General features: G+C 38.9%; 16 protein-coding genes and 1 pseudogene. 2 read left to right on the top strand and 15 right to left on the bottom strand.

Features of this window, described 5'->3' with window-relative positions; all coding sequences use genetic code 11:
• Positions 1-19: 19 nt before the first annotated feature.
• The 15 genes and pseudogenes from BM266_RS12290 to BM266_RS12225 form a co-directional block, all read right to left on the bottom strand.
• Positions 20-961, bottom strand: coding sequence for a sulfotransferase family protein (locus BM266_RS12290; RefSeq protein WP_093410164.1), 942 nt, complete (start codon positions 959-961; stop codon positions 20-22).
• Positions 961-1,521 (bottom strand): acyltransferase, encoded by a 561-nt coding sequence (locus BM266_RS17265; protein ID WP_139220640.1) that lies wholly within the window; start codon positions 1,519-1,521, stop codon positions 961-963. The genes BM266_RS12290 and BM266_RS17265 overlap by 1 nt, the downstream gene beginning before the upstream one ends.
• Before the next feature lies 1 nt (position 1,522).
• On the bottom strand, positions 1,523-2,803 hold the full coding sequence (locus BM266_RS12280; RefSeq protein ID WP_262506704.1) for a flippase: 1,281 nt from the start codon (positions 2,801-2,803) through the stop codon (positions 1,523-1,525).
• Between the two features lie 82 nt (positions 2,804-2,885).
• Positions 2,886-3,932 (bottom strand): dTDP-glucose 4,6-dehydratase, encoded by a 1,047-nt coding sequence (gene rfbB / locus BM266_RS12275; protein ID WP_093410159.1) that lies wholly within the window; start codon positions 3,930-3,932, stop codon positions 2,886-2,888.
• Between the two features lie 20 nt (positions 3,933-3,952).
• On the bottom strand, positions 3,953-4,879 hold the full coding sequence (gene rfbD / locus BM266_RS12270) for a dTDP-4-dehydrorhamnose reductase (protein WP_093410157.1): 927 nt from the start codon (positions 4,877-4,879) through the stop codon (positions 3,953-3,955).
• Complete coding sequence (gene rfbC / locus BM266_RS12265; protein ID WP_093410154.1) at positions 4,851-5,444, bottom strand: dTDP-4-dehydrorhamnose 3,5-epimerase; 594 nt, start codon at positions 5,442-5,444, stop codon at positions 4,851-4,853. Before rfbC ends, rfbD begins: the two co-directional genes overlap by 29 nt.
• Before the next feature lie 6 nt (positions 5,445-5,450).
• On the bottom strand, positions 5,451-6,326 hold the full coding sequence (rfbA, locus tag BM266_RS12260; RefSeq protein WP_093410152.1) for a glucose-1-phosphate thymidylyltransferase RfbA: 876 nt from the start codon (positions 6,324-6,326) through the stop codon (positions 5,451-5,453).
• Positions 6,327-6,370: 44 nt separating this feature from the next.
• Positions 6,371-7,219 (bottom strand): 3'(2'),5'-bisphosphate nucleotidase CysQ family protein, encoded by an 849-nt coding sequence (locus tag BM266_RS12255; RefSeq protein ID WP_093410149.1) that lies wholly within the window; start codon positions 7,217-7,219, stop codon positions 6,371-6,373.
• A gap of 64 nt (positions 7,220-7,283) precedes the next feature.
• Positions 7,284-8,540, bottom strand: a complete 1,257-nt coding sequence (locus BM266_RS12250; protein ID WP_093410147.1) for a sulfate adenylyltransferase subunit 1 — start codon at positions 8,538-8,540, stop codon at positions 7,284-7,286.
• Positions 8,541-8,635: 95 nt separating this feature from the next.
• The gene (gene cysD, locus BM266_RS12245) at positions 8,636-9,550 is read right to left on the bottom strand and encodes a sulfate adenylyltransferase subunit CysD (RefSeq protein ID WP_093410144.1); all 915 of its coding nucleotides are present in this window, start codon (positions 9,548-9,550) and stop codon (positions 8,636-8,638) included.
• Positions 9,550-10,140, bottom strand: coding sequence for an adenylyl-sulfate kinase (cysC, locus tag BM266_RS12240; RefSeq protein ID WP_093410142.1), 591 nt, complete (start codon positions 10,138-10,140; stop codon positions 9,550-9,552). The genes cysD and cysC overlap by 1 nt, the downstream gene beginning before the upstream one ends.
• A gap of 7 nt (positions 10,141-10,147) precedes the next feature.
• Complete coding sequence (locus BM266_RS12235) at positions 10,148-10,570, bottom strand: DUF2061 domain-containing protein (RefSeq protein WP_093410139.1); 423 nt, start codon at positions 10,568-10,570, stop codon at positions 10,148-10,150.
• Positions 10,571-10,576: 6 nt separating this feature from the next.
• Positions 10,577-10,807 (bottom strand): hypothetical protein, encoded by a 231-nt coding sequence (locus BM266_RS17605; protein ID WP_394333127.1) that lies wholly within the window; start codon positions 10,805-10,807, stop codon positions 10,577-10,579.
• Positions 10,790-11,581 (bottom strand): annotated as a pseudogene (locus BM266_RS12230) (mannose-1-phosphate guanylyltransferase); the annotation flags it as partial. The pseudogene BM266_RS12230 and the gene BM266_RS17605, both read right to left, overlap by 18 nt.
• 1,227 nt (positions 11,582-12,808) lie before the next feature.
• Positions 12,809-13,915, bottom strand: coding sequence for a Fic family protein (locus BM266_RS12225; protein WP_093410136.1), 1,107 nt, complete (start codon positions 13,913-13,915; stop codon positions 12,809-12,811).
• Positions 13,916-14,754: 839 nt separating this feature from the next.
• On the opposite strand from BM266_RS12225, the gene BM266_RS12220 reads away from it, so the two are divergent.
• The gene (locus BM266_RS12220; protein ID WP_245760439.1) at positions 14,755-16,029 is read left to right on the top strand and encodes a carboxypeptidase-like regulatory domain-containing protein; all 1,275 of its coding nucleotides are present in this window, start codon (positions 14,755-14,757) and stop codon (positions 16,027-16,029) included.
• Between the two features lie 356 nt (positions 16,030-16,385).
• Positions 16,386-16,647: transposase (locus BM266_RS12215; RefSeq protein WP_139220638.1), on the top strand; the 262-nt coding region annotated here is incomplete at its 3' end.

Below are 16,647 nucleotides of genomic sequence, written 5' to 3'. Positions count from 1 at the left end.
ATAATTTATTAGAAAGTTCTCAGCCGTTGATTTGATGTGTGGACATTATTGGCTTCCAATCATCTAATGTTAGGTTCAAGTATGTTTCTATTTCCTCTATTTCTTTCTTAAAATAAGTTTCGTAAATGAAGCTTTGATCTTCAGGGCTTAGGTTTTTTTCTTCTATTTTTAATGGTTTACTGTTAAGCTTATCAAGCCGATTTTTTAAAAATTCTTTTAAATGAGAGGGCAAAATTGCACCAATAATACTTTTAAATATTAAAGGCTTATATATAATATCCCTAATGACTACACTTTTAGGTTGAGACGCATAGTTACTTTTAATATTGAAATCTAAGGCATTTGATTGGGGTAAGTTTAAGAACTTCAAAATGTCTTCAATAACTACGGGTTTATTAATAAGAAATTCTTCAAAAAAAACAACTTTTATGTTTTGGGGTGGAAGCTGAGAATAGAGATATTTTAATGTCTTTAAATATTTGCTTCTATAAACGTAGCCAAAATGGTTTTTTTCATAATGGCCGGTTTCTTCAGAAAAATACTTTGAATGTTCTGATGGATATTTCATTCTATAATCTTCCTGCTCAAGAGCTTCCAAAAAACTTAACTGTTCGTATCCCCTCCTCTTTGACATTAAATAATGAGAGTAGGCACGCTTAATTGGATTTCTTAAAATAAAAATAACTTTAATATTCTTCCCAAAACAGGAAATAAGCCTGTCAATTGATCTGGTTTCCAATTGAAGATTTGGATTAATGTTTCCAACTACTTTTTGATTCTTATAAGTTCTGAAAAATGTTGAAAAATAGAAATCTAAACCTCTTTGATACATTTCATTAATATCGAAAAACTGGGCTTCTTTACGGTCAGGTAAATAAATATCAGGATGACCTTTTAAAATATCATGTAAAGTAGTAGTCCCTGCTTTTTGCGCTCCTATGCAAACAAAATCTAATTTCATTAATTTCTAAATTTTATTATTTTAGCCGGCACTCCCCCCACAATGGCATTAGATGGTACATTTTTAGTTACCACGGCATTCGCCGCTATTATGGCACCACTTTCAACGATGATTCCTTTTGTTAATACAGCACCATATCCAATCCAAACATTATCTTTTATTATGACTGGTGCAGTTGAAAATCCTTGCTTAATCATTGGAACAGTTGATTCTGAAAAATTATGATCGGTATCTCTTATCGAAACACTGTCAGCAATCATTACATTTTTCCCAATATTGATTAATTCATTTACACCAATAACCGAAAATGAACTTATATATGAGTTCTCCCCTATTATTAGTTTTCCGGAGCCTTGAATAATGACATCTTGCTTAATTCTCGCCCTATACTCCATTATTAACTCCAATCTCGATTGAAGATTATAGAAAGGAATTAGTTTAACTCTTTTTTGAATATTATTTTTTCCTTTTAATTTGACTCGTCCCTTGTATCTACACTTAAACAAAAAAGTGTAGAATCTTCCTGATAATGCTAATTTAATCTGACCAACAGTTTTCATTTTATTTAGATAGAAATGGAAGGTAATAAGTTTTAATTTTTAACTTTTTGTAGGTTTGTTGAACGCAAGCAACATTTAGCAAAACAGTTCCAAACGTTGAAGCAAAGGCAGCTCCAACTATTCCATATTTTGGAATAAATGCTAAATACCCGATTAGTGTTAAAAGTACAGTAAATACAATCAGATTTCTCAGAAGCCTTTCATTCCCAGACATGTTTAAAAAAATGCCCACAGATCCAGCCGAAGCATTTACCATTTGTCCAATAATAAGCACCAATAATGCAAGGGTTCCTGTCGTAAATTCTTTGCCAAATAGGCCTAATACGAAGCTTGAAAAAAGCATTAAAAATAGAGAAATAGGAAAGCTCGCTAAAAAAATAATTCTGGAGGATTGCCTGATTACATTTTGGAGTTCCACCATTTTTCCAGCCCAAAATAATTCCGCAAATTTAGGAGCAGAAATTGTATTTACTACTACTAATACAAGGCTTACAAGTTGTGCGAGCCGTACGCAAACATTAAAAATACCTACCTGGTCTGTTGTGCTATATATCTCCAAAAAGACAACTCCCGCATTGGCCAGGATAAAAGAAGCTACAGCTGTAATCATCATGGGCATGGATGTTTTTAAAAGTTCTTTCCTCTCTAAATTTGATGTTTCGTCTTGACTCTTATGTTGTTTGAAGTACTTTCCAATATAAGCCATTGATATTACGAAGCTTATTAGAATGCCCACTACCATAGCGTATACTGCATCTAAAATCCCAAAAGAGAAAACAGATAGCAGCAACAAGATAATAACTACGAGCTGGCGATTAATACTTCTAAGGTACTCACTCACCTTAAGCATTTTTAAACCTCTAATAAATTCTACATTAATAAGGTTTAAAGTAAAAAAAGGTAAAGCAACTGCCCCCACTTTCAATGCCGGTATATACATAGGATTCTCAAAAAGCTTGGTAGCAACTTCTTCTGCCAAGAGAAATAAAGAAATACCTACCAGAACAGCAAAGGGGAAAGCAAATTGAAAGATATAGCTAAACAATTTTCTCATATTAGCCAGGCCATTTTCCGTTTTATTAAACTGGCCTACATAGCGTAGTACTGCGATATTTAGTCCAAGCCCCCCAAAGATGGCCAGGCTGTTCAACAAACTTGTGGTAAGACTATATATCCCGGTACCTTCTGCACCGTATTTTCGGGATACCAAAAGGACCACCCCATAACCAATAAGCATTCCGGTGATTTTGATCGCAAAAGTCACCGCGCTACCTGAAAGCAATTCTTTAAGGTTGGCGTCTTTATTTAATTTGTTCTTAAACTTTTGGAGCAATTGCAATATTAATTAGGAGCTTATTATCGAGTTAAGATTCGGAAACAAATTCAGGAAGACGAGTAGCATATTTATTTAAATACCATTCAATAGTTTTCTTTATACCACTTTCAAAATCCTCATCGGCCTTCCAGTCTAATTCGTTTTCAATTTTTGTGGCGTCAATGGCATAACGGCGATCGTGGCCGGCACGGTCTTCTACGTAGGTTATTTGTTCCAAATAACTGCCATGGGCTTTGGGCTTTAAGCTATCCAACAATTCACAAATGGCTTTAGCGATGTAATTATTGTTACGTTCGTTTCGCCCCCCAATATTATATACCTCCCCGGCACTGCCATTTAGGTAAGCTAGGTTAATGCCTTTACAGTGATCTAGTACATACAACCAATCCCTTATGTTTTTCCCATCACCATAGATAGGGATATTTTCGCCTTTAATGGCCTTTCTAATTACAGTTGGAATTAATTTTTCATCATGTTGTTTTGGTCCGTAGTTATTGGAGCAATTGGTAATTACTGTATTTAAGCCATACGTGTGATGATAGCTTCTTACAATCATATCGCTCCCGGCTTTACTGGCAGAGTATGGAGAATTTGGTGCATAAGAAGTTTCTTCGGTAAATAGCCCTGTTTCACCAAGTGTTCCATAAACTTCATCAGTTGAAATATGAAGAAAACGTGAATCTTGAAATTCTGGTTTGTAGTGAAAAGGTTTCTCCATCCAGAATTTATACGCTACATCTATCAATGTGAAAGTTCCATTGACATTGGTTTCTATAAAAACCCCGGGATTTTTAATGGAATTATCTACGTGAGATTCTGCTGCGAAATGAATAACGCCGGTTATGCTATATTCTTTGAATATACTCTCTACCAAACTACGATCACAAATATCCCCTTTTACGAAAGTGTATCTTTCATTATTTTTTATTTCCGCAAGATTAGCCTCATCACCCGCATAGGTCAACAGGTCTAAGTTTACGACGGCAGTATCGGGATTATTTTTTAGGAAATAAGGGATAAAATTGGAACCGATGAAGCCGGCTCCGCCGGTAACTAGTATTGTTTTATTTGCCATTTTATTTTGTACTTATAGAGTTAGTTCTCGACGGAGCTTGTACTGAGGGCTACCGAAGTGCTCGAACTGACATTAGATTCTGCTTGACCTCCCAATTGGGTTATACAGTTCTTAAGGCTGTCTTTCCAATAGGGAATTTCAACCCTAAAATCATCTTTTAAAGTGGTTTTGTCCATAAGGGAGTAGTACGGCCGCTTAGCCGGAGTTGGATATGCTGTGGTTGGAATAGGCATTACTTTGCAGTCCAAACCGGCCATATCCATTATTTCTATAGCGAAATCATACCAGGAGCATACTCCTTCATTGGTATAATGATAAGTTTCTATCTTTTCGTTTTTCAGCTTAAGGCAATTATCTAAAATAAACCGGGCCAGATCTTGAGCGTAAGTGGGTACCCCAACCTGGTCATAAATAACATTTAAACTTTCACGCTCTTCCCCAAGCCGGAGCATTGTTTTTACAAAATTATTCCCATAAGAAGAATACACCCAGGAAGTCCGAATAATTATTGAACCCGCAGGGTTTATTGATTTTAAAGCTTCTTCACCTTGTAGCTTGGTTTTTCCATACCTATTTACGGGGTCGGTAAGATAATCTGGTGAATATGGCTGAAAAGCTTTTCCATTGAAAACATAATCGGTTGAAATATGAATAAGACTACTATTGTTTTCTTTTGCCGCTTCGGCAAGGTATTTCACGGCGGTATGATTGATCTTTTCAGCAAGCTCTGCTTCCGCTTCTGCTTTATCTACAGCGGTATATGCAGCGCAATTTATGATAACATCAACTTTTTTTGTTCTTATAAACTGATGTACTGCTTCTTTATCACAAATGTCCAGTTCAGCAACATCAGTAAAATGAAAATAATGATCGGCATATTGAGATGAGAGCTCTTGAATTTCAGAGCCTAACTGCCCTTTAGCGCCCGTTACTAATATATTTTTCATATAGCTTTTTAGAGAAATCAAATTTTTCGGCTTCAGAAAATAAGGGCTGGTTTTTATCTTTTTCAGAGAGAATTAGATCCTCTAAAGGTATTTGCCAGTCTATTTCCAGAAATGAGTCATTAAACAAAAAACCGCTATCATATTCCGGCGCATAAAAATTGTCGCATTTATAGGCAAAGGTGGCAGTTTCAGATAGTACTACGAAACCATGCGCAAAGCCTCTGGGAATAAATAATTGATTCTTCTCGGTTTCGTTCAATTCTACCACTACACTTTTTCCATAATATGGGGAACCTTTTCTGATATCTACAGCTACATCTAAAACCCGGCCTTCGATTACTCTAACCAGTTTCGTTTGAGTGAAAGGTGGCATTTGGTAATGCATTCCTCTTAAAACTCCGTATGAAGATCGCGATTCATTATCCTGACAAAAATTAACTCTGTACCCAAGGAATTCTTCCAAAACATCTTTTCTAAAAGTTTCGGTAAAATAGCCTCTATGATCGCCAAAGACCTTCGGTTTACAAATAACTACATCGGGAATATCCGTTCTAATAAAATCCATACTTTATTATTTTTGAGCGCGTTTTAATAGATATTGGCCATATCCATTTTTTTTCAAGGGTTCTGCCAGAGAAATAAGTTCCTCTCTGGTTATATAGTCTTTTTCATAAGCAATTTCCTCAAGACAAGCCACTTTTAAACCTTGCCTTTTTTCTATAGTGTGTATAAAATTTGAAGCTTCCAACATAGATTCATGAGTCCCGGTGTCCAGCCAGGCAAAGCCACGGCCCATCAACTCAACCTTTAAGTTTCCATCATTTAAATAAGCTTCATTTACCGAAGTAATTTCCAATTCCCCACGATGGCTTGGCTTAACATTCTTTGCCACTTCTATAACCGAATTGGGATAAAAATATAGACCTACAACTGCATAATTAGATTTTGGTTCCTCCGGTTTTTCCTCCAAACTAATCACATTCCCAGTGGCATCAAATTCGGCAACCCCGTAGCGCTGTGGATCATTTACATAATACCCAAAAACTGTAGCCTTTCCTTCATTTTTCACATTGGCCACAGAGGCCTTTAATAAATCACTCATCCCGTGACCGTAAAAAATATTATCACCCAGAATTAATGAAACATCATCACCGCCAATAAATTCTTCCCCAATTATAAATGCCTGGGCTAATCCATCAGGGCTTGGTTGTTCCTTATAAAAAAGAGAAATACCAATTTCTGATCCATCACCCAATAATTTTTGAAAATTGGGCAAGTCTTCCGGTGTGGATATAATAAGAATCTCTTTAATACCGGCGAGCATTAAAACCGATAGAGGGTAGTAGATCATCGGTTTATCGTAGATATTCAGTAATTGTTTTGAGACTCCTCTTGTAATAGGATAAAGTCTGGTTCCGGAACCACCCGCTAATATTATTCCTTTCATTATTAAATTTTTAAGCTTAAGATGATAAGCTTTAATTAATTAAACTATTTTACTAAAAACCAATTATTCAAAAGCTCCTTTCGATTGTAAAGCATTTCCAGGTTAGTTTCCTGATCTATAACTTTTTTCCCTGCATACATACAAATAGCCTGGCCTGCAGCGGTGTCCCACTCCATAGTGGGTGCAAAACGCGGGTATTCATCGGCTTGTCCCTCTGCCACCATACATAGTTTTAGGGAACTTCCTTTAGAAATGGTTTCTACTTGGCCGTGCTCACTTTCCAGGGAATTGATATAATCTTCAGTTTCTGGCGATAAATGCGATTTACTGGCTACTACTGTATAGGGTTTATGGTTTGTTGCCTGCCCGCCATAGCTTTTGCGAGGGTGGGTTTGTAGTTCGTAGTTTGTAGTTCGAGGAAGTTTTATGGCCGTTTTTATTATTTCCTCCTGAGTTGAAAATTCAATTACTCCTTTTAGGTTGTACGACCCGATTTCTTTGGATGCAAAATATAGTTCCTGCATTGCAGGCACATAGATGACCCCCAGTATGGGAATCTGGTTTTCAACCAGCGCTATATTCACTGTGAACTCTCCATTCTTTTTAATAAACTCTTTCGTGCCATCAATTGGATCCACGATCCACAGCTGTGACCATTTTTTTCGTTCTTCATAAGGCAAATCTTTTCCCTCTTCAGAAAGCACCGGAATATTTGTTTCTTCCAGGTATTCCATAATGATCTTATGAGAAGCCAGATCGGCCTTAGTCAAAGGAGAATCATCTCCCTTAGCCTCCACCTCAAAATCTTCATTCTCATAGATCTCCATAATCCGCTTTCCTGCAGCGAGAGAAGCTTTAATTGCGAGCTCTAATAATTCGTGTAATCCGTTCAAATCCGTGTAATTCGTGTTTTTATAATTCGCGTGAATTCGCTTTAATTCGTGTCAATTCGCGTTTTTAAACGATCATTCCTGCCGCCACCGTCTCATTGGTACTCTCATCAATCAATATAATACTCCCGGTATTACGGTTATCTCTGTAAGAATCCAGCATCAACCTTCGGGTAGTCCTAATTTTTACCCGGGCAATATCGTTCATCTCTAAATTCGAATCTTCGCTATTCCTTTCAAAAGTGTTGATATCCATTTTATATACCACTTCTTTGATCATTGCCCGTTCCTCATTCGAGGTGTGCATGATAGTATATTTAGCACGTGGTTTAATAGCCTCGTTATTCAACCAACATAACATAACATCAAACTCCTGTTCCTGCTCAGGTTGGTTGTTTTGTTTCACGATCATGTTCCCGCGGCTTACATCTATATCGTCTTCCAGGGTGATTGAGACAGACATTGGAGCATAAGCTTCCTGAACTTCTTGTTCCCCGGCATTAATCGATTTTATTTTCGACTGAAAACCTGACGGCAATACAGCCACTTCATCTCCTACCCGGTAGATACCACTCGCGATTCTCCCGGCATAGCCTCTGTAATCTCTGAATTTGTCACTTTGTGGACGTAAAACGGTTTGCACCGGGAAACGCGCATCGATCTTATTGATATCACTGCTGATATGAAGATTTTCTAAGGTGCTTAGCAGGGTTCCGTTCTGGTACCATGCCATATTCTCTGAACGGTTCACCACGTTATCCCCGTTTAAAGCACTGATAGGGATATAGCGAACATCTTTCATCAAAAGCTTAGAAGAAAATTCTTCAAATTGCCCAACGATATTGTTATACACTTCTTCAGAATAGTCCACCAGGTCCATCTTATTGATACACACGATCAAATGCGGAATATTCAGCAAAGAAGCAATAAAGGAATGTCTTTTCGTCTGTTCTATAACCCCGTGACGGGCGTCGATAAGAATAACCGCCGCGTTGGCTGTAGAAGCACCGGTCACCATATTTCTCGTATACTGTATATGGCCCGGAGTATCGGCGATAATAAATTTACGTTTAGGAGTAGTGAAATAACGATAAGCCACATCTATAGTGATGCCTTGTTCTCTTTCATCCTTTAACCCATCGGTAAAAAGCGCCAGGTCCACTCCATCATGTCCCTTTTTTGCACTGGTATTACTCACCGATTCCAATTGGTCTTCAAAAATTGATTTAGAATCGTATAATAGTCTCCCGATCAAAGTGCTCTTTCCATCGTCTACACTCCCGGCAGTCGTGAATCTTAATAACTGATTATTATCTATCTGCATTTTTTATATCCTTTTATTAATCCGTGAAACCTGTCCCGCTTTTTTGACGGGTCCGCCATAATCCGCGCAATTCGCTATAATCTGCGAAATTCGCGTTAAAAATAGCCTTGCTTCTTCCGATCCTCCATCGCCGTTTCACTCCTTTTATCGTCTGACCTATCTCCCCGTTCCGTCTTACGCATTGCGGAAACTTCTAAAGCTATTTTTTCCAGAGTATCCGCATCAGATTCTATTCCTCCGGTGATAGTAATATCTCCCAAAGTCCTGAAACGTATTTTTTTGGTATGAACTTTTTCATTTTCTTCAAGTTTTAAAAAGTCCGACATAGGAATCCAGGAATTACTTCTAAAAACCACCTCTCTTTCATGCGCGTAATATAATGATGGAATACTGATGTTTTCTCGCTTGATATAATTCCAAACATCCATCTCGGTCCAGTTACTTATCGGAAAAGCCCTGAAATGTTCACCTTCAAATTGTTTTCCATTTAGGAGATTCCATAACTCCGGCCTTTGATTTTTAGGATCCCATTCCCCGAAATCATTACGGTGTGAGAAGAATCGCTCCTTAGCCCTGGCTTTTTCTTCATCTCTTCGGCCACCGCCTATTGCACAGTCTACCTTATTCCCTTCGATTGCATCTAACAGCGTGGTGATTTGAAGCGCGTTACGGGTAGCGTTCTTTCCTTTTTCTTCGGAAACCCTTCCCTGATTGATAGAATCTTGTACAGAACCTACAATTAGTTTTACTCCCAAGCTTTCAACCAGATCATCACGAAATTGGATAGTCTCCGGAAAGTTATGTCCGGTATCAACATGCATTAAGGCGAATGGAATTTTACTGGGATAAAAGGCTTTTTTGGCCAGATGCGTAACTAAAATAGAATCTTTTCCCCCTGAGAATAATATCACGGGATTTTCAAATTGCGCCCATACTTCTCTTAAAATATAGATAGCTTCCGACTCCAATTCATCTAAATAATTTAAATAATATTTGTTTTGAGTACTCATTATAATTCAATTTTAGAAAGCACAGAGTTTTTAATATGCTTTATAGCTTCCTCTATAGATTGATCTTCCGTTTTTATGTGTATGTCCGGATTTTTGGGTTTTTCAAAAGGAGCTGAAATTCCGGTAAAATTTTTAATCTCTCCCGCCCTGGCTTTTTGATACAAACCTTTGACATCTCTTCGCTCACATTCTTCAAGAGAGGTGTCTACAAAAACTTCCAGAAAATTATCGGGGCCAACAATTTGTTTTACCAATGCCCTGTCCTGCTGTAATGGAGAAATAAAGGCCGCCAGAACCACCAATCCGGACTCAGTAAACAGATTTGCAACTTCAGCAATTCGTCTCAGGTTCTCAGACCTATCTTCCTTAGTAAAACCTAAATTCTTATTGATCCCTCTCCTTATATTATCACCATCCAGGCTATAGGTATGTATATTATTTTCGAACAGTTCTTGTTCTAATGTATTGGCCAGGGTAGATTTCCCTGATCCTGAAAGTCCAGTAAACCAAATTACCAGCGGCTTATGTTTTTTAAGCTGAGCGCGATGCTCCACATTTATTTGATAAACCTGTTCAATAACATTTTCCATTCTTGCTTTATTCTATTGTTCTTGTATTCCTATCTGTTTCTTCTAATCCGTAATTACTTTTATACCAAAGCTTTTCGTGCAGATAATAGAACAACATTTTAGTGATCACCTCTGCAAACCCAATTTGAAGTCCAATCATTGGATCTCCTGAAATCAGCCAGGCCAACAGCATCGTATCCATAGTTCCTACAAACCGCCAGCTTATGGTTTTTAATATATGTCTCCATTTAGAATCGGAAGCCTCACTTTTAAACCACAATCTTTCATGTAGGTAGTACAATATCATCTTGCTGATAACCTCGGCGGCACCGATCTTCAAACCGGTCAAAGGATTTCCCGAAATCACCCAGGATAAAATAATGGTATCGAGAGTACCAATTATTCTCCAGGTTATGGTTTTTACTATATGCCTTTTCTGAGTACTTGTCAATTTTTCTTAAAAAAGTAAGTCAGATCCGCTGGCCTCCAGCGATTGATAAATTTCCTTTACATTTTGTGAAGCTGATTTTTGCAGCACCAAGGTTGCATCATCAGTATCCACCAGGATAGAATTTTTAAGTCCGGTAAAGAAAACCGGTTTGTCACTGCCAATTTGCATGTTCCCGGAGGCATCTACCGGGTGTCCTTGTTGTTTGAGATAATCATAAACCACCTCAAAACTTCCCATATCGCTCCATCCAAAATCGGAAGGCACCACTTTTATCTTTTCGCTTTTTTCCATCAACGCGTAGTCAACACTAATAGCAGGAATCTCTAAAGAGCTTTGTTCTTCCAGGCGGCAGTCTGTAGCCTTTTCCCAGGCAGCCAAAGAGCTTTCAAAAACCTCGGGGCTGTATTTCTTTAATTCTTCCAGGAAGACCCTTGCTTTAAAACAAAACATCCCACTATTCCAGAGAAAATTTTCTGTTTTAAGAAAATCTTTAGCAGTTTCCAGATCAGGCTTCTCCCTGAAGGAAAGCACCTCATTTTCCTTGAACTCTATATATCCAAAGCCTGTTTCCGGTTTTGTGGGTTGGATCCCGAAGGTCACTATGTTATTCTGTTTTGCCAGCTCAATAGCTTTTTGAATAGCCATAGAATATTCCGGGCCTTCTTTTATTATATGATCGGCCGGGGTTACCAGCAGGATATCCTCAGCCTAAGCTGCAAAGGCAGCGAAAGCAATAGCCGGAGCAGTATTTCGGGGAGTTACCTCTACAATATCGGCATATTCGGTTATCCCAGCTTTTTTCAGACTGGCTTCAGATAGCTGCCTGTTCCCTTTATTCCCAACAACAATAAGCGAATCAGAAAACGGCAGATTCCGTTCTACAGCGAGCTCAAACAAAGACCTTTCAGAAAATATCTCTAAATATTGTTTAGGCCTGGACTGCCGAGAAAGCGGCCAAAGTCTGCTCCCCACTCCTCCTGTTAATATTACGTGTTGAATTTTTTCGCCCATATTGTTGTTAGTAAGCATCCGCGAAATTCGGTATAATCCGTGAAATCCGTGCTTTCAAAACAAAAGCTTCGCTACATACAGTAACAAATACGTATGCCTTGATGATAAAAGATTTAGATTTTTTTCCGCCGGAATGCGGAGTGAATTACACCATAAACATTTTTAAATCTTTTGCGGTTGTAGGGATTGCAAAAGAAGGATTAGTCGTTAGTTGTTAGTCCGTAGACGGTAGATTTGGAAATTTTCTTTAGTCTTTAGTCTGTAGTCTTTAGTCGTTAGACTTTAGTCGTTAGACTTTAGACGGTATCTTTGTTAGTCGTTAGACGGTAGTTTTATTCGGTTGTCGGTTTAATAAAGTTCTTTTAAAGAATCTCCCCGTCCCTTCGGAAGGGGCCAGGGGAAGGGCTTGAATACGGCTTCGCCGCCGTGAGTCACATTGCTGTGCCTCCCTGAAAACTTAATTATTTGTTAATTAACCCTCTAAGACAAATGCAAAAATAATGGGCTTTTAGCTTAAAAAATTACGGGAATCCGTAATAAAGATGCATCCTCTTAAGGGAAGGCAAATATAAACTTTCACATTTCGTTAAGACAATTTTAAATTGTTAAAATTTTTATGATTTGTACACAAAGTGTTTAAGTCCGTAGTCTTTAGACTTTAGACTTTTAGCTGTAGTTTTTTGGCTGTGATGCTGTGTGACGCTGTGATGGAGTGATTTGGTTAATTGGGGATTGGTTAATTCGTGATTCGTGATTCGTTAGTTCGTGTATCCGGGATTCAATAATTCGTTAACTCGAGAGCCGTAAATTCGATTCCCCCTGCTTTTCTCCTTTTCTCCTCCTCCCCTTTTCTCTTACGCCGAAGGAGTTTGTCCGAACTGGCATGGAGTGACGGAGTGATGTTGTGATGGAGTGATTTGGTTAATTAGTTAATTGGGGATTGGTTAATTCGTGATTCGTTAGTTCGTGTATCCGGGATTCGATAATTCGTTAACTCGAGAGCCGTTAATTCGATTCGCCCTGCTTTTCTCCTTTTCTCTTACACCGAAGGAGTTTCTTCGTTCGAAAAAGTTTCGTCTCTAAAAAAAGCTTCGCTAAAAAAGTCATAGACAGGAGCAAAAAAGCTTAAATGATGAATTGGCAAATAACAGAATCTTAATAGCTTTTTGACTCAAGCCTGCCTGGCAGGAACTCAAATTCAAGAATAAAGATCTCAAGTTTGTCTTACTATAATATATTTAAATCGTATCTGGTGCTTCTGCCTTTTCCAATTCTAATCAATACACCTTTGTCCAATAAGTCCTGCAGATCACGGGTAGCTGTAGCTCGTGAAGTTCGGGTTAAGGAAACATATTTCCGGGTATTTATTCCGCCATCAAAACCCTGCGGTCCGGCTTCAAGCATTCGCTTTACCAATTTCGTTTGACGGCTATTCAATACTCTCTTAAACCTGTCAAAGAATTTGGTCTTTTTTAGGGTGAAGCTTATTAACTCTTCGGTATCCTTTTGTGCCTCGAGACTGATACTTACAAAATAAAAAACCCAATCTGTTATTTCATTAGATCGCTGTCCACGTTTTAAGGCATTATAATATTCGTTTTTGTTAGCTTCCATAGCCTTAGAAAGACTCAAAAGCACAGGTCTTCCAATATACTGAGACAAAGCTTTTTCAGATATCGCACGTCCAATCCGCCCATTCCCATCCTCAAAAGGATGAATACTTTCAAAATAAAGATGTGCCACTGCTGCTCTTATGATGGGTTGAGTTATTGCCTTCTCTTTTCCCAATGCTGTAGCATTAAACCACTCAATAAAATTTTTCATTTCCTCGGGAATACGATTCGACGGCGGCGCTTCAAAATGGATGATTTCTTTTCCTATTGCCCCTGAAACAACCTGCATAGGTTCTGTATGAGTTCGCCAGACACCGCTTTCTATACTATTATTCCCCTTCATCAACATTTTATGCCATTTAAAAAGAGAATCCTGAGTTAAGGCTTGCCGGAAACTTTTTTGGGCATCTATCATTAATTCAGAAATCCCCTGAGCTCGTTTATCCCTTACCGGCTCTTTTGGCATATTCAATCCCAAATTATTTTTAATAGAAGAAATAACATCTTTTCGACTCAAAAATTCACCCTCAATCGCTGAAGTTTTGATAGCTTCAGCAACCAATAGTTCTATTAAAGTGTTATACTGGGTTTCGTCAGAAAGGCCTTTAAGAATCCCATCAATCCTACCGGCACGTTCTGAAAATTTATATAAAAGAGGTTCTAACTCTTTTATTGAATATTTAAATTCTGGCCAGTCCGGTTGTTGCCAATTATATTTCATGAGTCGATAAAATAAATTAATTAACTCAAATATAATGGTTTTTTGAGTCGATTAAGTATTGTAATCGACTCATTTTTTACTCATAAGTGTTTTATCATTAATTTCCCGATTAAAATTTCAGGTTTTTTATTCTGGAACCTCTTTCGGGGCCCCGCTGCGCAACCTTCTTCCGTGGAAATCACCCAGGCTAAACTCCCTATCAAAACTTTAAGAAAATTAGACGGATATTAGTCACTAGGGCTGTTGTAGAAATCTGCGGCTCCCTTTAGTGAAACCCAGAATTGAGAAAGGCGCAGTTTGCACACAATTCTGTTGGTTGAACTAATCCCGATTTTACATCGGGATCCTGAAACCCATATTTAATTGAGTAAATTTAAGTTGCGGTAACAAATTAATTCTTTAGACTTGAGGCTTGCAATTCTCTCCACTTATCTTACCATTGAGTTCGAGTGGATTCAAAACGCGGGAGCGGATTGAATTTGTATCGAGAACAGGTTAGAAGTACGAACTATTAAGACTTCTCGATACATCCCGACCAGGTCGGGGCACTCGAAGCCAACGTGCGTAAATACGAAACGAGGATTATTGAACGTTGAACACAATATCCCTACCTCTACCTCTACTCCTTGCCTGTCTTTCCCCAAGCCTCCTGTTCTCCTTTTCTCCACTCTCCACTCTCCACTCAAAAACTATCAACCCTGATCAGGGACGTACACACCAATTCTAACGACTATTGCCAAAAGACTACAGACTGATGCAACCGAAATTAACACTTATACAACTTAGAAAGAAGTTAAAATTCAGTATCTTAGGGAGTATAAATCATAACTATAACTGCTGTGAAAATTTTTGTTATAAATATATTGTTCATACTGGCAGTCTTGTTTCCCGTTTCCCCGGAAATTCAGGCAGCCGCGGTTTTCCAGGACCTGCAACAGGACCAGGAATACACCGAATATAAAGGTCGGGTGCTTAGCAGCGACCGGGAAAGACCTGTGGGTTCTGCCCAACTCACCGTTCTCAATACCAATATTGCAACGGTTACCAATGCCGATGGAGAGTTTTCTTTGAAGGTGCCCTCCAATTTAAGTCAGGTTGTGGTGCGGGTAAGCTATTTGGGATTTGAGAGCAAGAACGTCGCGTTAGAATATTTCAGCGAGGAAAACACCGAGATCTTCCTGGAGCCTTCCGTAGAGGAACTCAGCGAGATCAGTATCTTCCAGGCAGAAGATGCGGGGAAACTGGTTAGAACTATGCTCTCTAAGCGGGAAGATAATTACCTGAATCAGAATACCAATATGACGGCCTTTTACCGGGAGAGTATCCGCAAGGGGCGCAAGAACGTTTCCCTGAGCGAGGCGGTGATCAGGATTCATAAAAAACCTTACACCTCCTCCCGAAAAGAAGAAATAGAGCTGATAAAAGCCCGTAAGACCGCCGATTATGATAAGTTAGATACTCTGGCCCTTAAATTACGCGGAGGACCTTACAACGCGCTTTATGTTGATGTAATGAAGTATCCGGAATATGTTTTCTATATCGATGATATCAGCGATTACAGTTTCAGTTTTGATGAGCCTACCCAGATCGATGGCCGGTATCTTTATGTGGTGGATTTTGAAGCCAGGGAAAGAAGTGCTCCCTGGTACTTCGGAAAGCTGTATATAGACGCGCAGAGCCATACCCTGGTTAGGGCAGAGCTCAACTTAAACGTCGATAACCGCTCGGTAGCCTCCAGGCTTTTTGTGAGCAAGAAACCCGGAAGCACGCGGGTGTATCCTATTGAAGTTAAATACCTGATAGATTACCAGCAGCAGGACGGAAAATGGTTCTACGGCTACGGCAGCGCCGACCTTACCTTCGTGGTGAACTGGAAGCGGAAGTTATTTAACTCCCGGTACTATGTCCACAGCGAAATGGCGGTTACCGGATGGAAACCCGATCCCGGAGATGTTAACCCGAGGAGAAGCGATAGTTACTTAAAGCCCACCGTGGTGATGACCGATGACGTTTCGGGCTTCAGCGATCCTGAATTCTGGGGCAGCAACAACATCATTGAACCCGATAAAGATATTCAGAACGCTATAGATAAGATCCGGGAACAACTGGATTAGTTTATTAGTCTTTAGGCGATGGTCTTTAGTCCCGATATAATTTGGTTTATAGTCGTTGACGGTAGTCCTTAATTATTGTCGGTTTCCCGGTTTATTCTTTTTTGCCGGTTATTATCTAAGATAGATTTTTGATCTGAAGCGGGCGTACATAATTAGCCCACTCCTATGGGATCCTGAGTCAAGCTCTGGGTGACATTAGTTATACTCACTCCTTCCATACCGGATGCTATCGATCTAATATTTGAAAAAGCGACCGAAGTTGACTTAATCCATTGCAGAAATAGAAACAAAAAAGAGGCTGTCTAAAAAGGCAGCCTCTTTTTTGTATAATTAAGTGATCATGTTTATTTTTAAGCATGAGCAGCAAAGTAGTATTCAAGACTTACCAACAGGACCAGTTAAGTCTTCTTCCTCCCAGTTATGATGATTTAGTTCCCAAGAATCATCCCGTACGAATAGTAAATACAATTATCGAACATATAGACATCTCTGCTTTGGAGAAGAGCTATAAAGGTGGTGGCACTTCAAGCTATCATCCGCGGATGCTTCTCAAAGTTGTTATCTATGCCTATTTACGCAACATTTATTCTTCCCGAAAAATTGAACAAGCCCTGCGGG

Source organism: Salegentibacter flavus, assembly GCF_900115145.1.
Lineage (GTDB): Bacteria > Bacteroidota > Bacteroidia > Flavobacteriales > Flavobacteriaceae > Salegentibacter > Salegentibacter flavus.
Note: the sequence above shows the minus strand (reverse complement) of the source record. Positions and strands in the feature narration are given on the sequence as shown.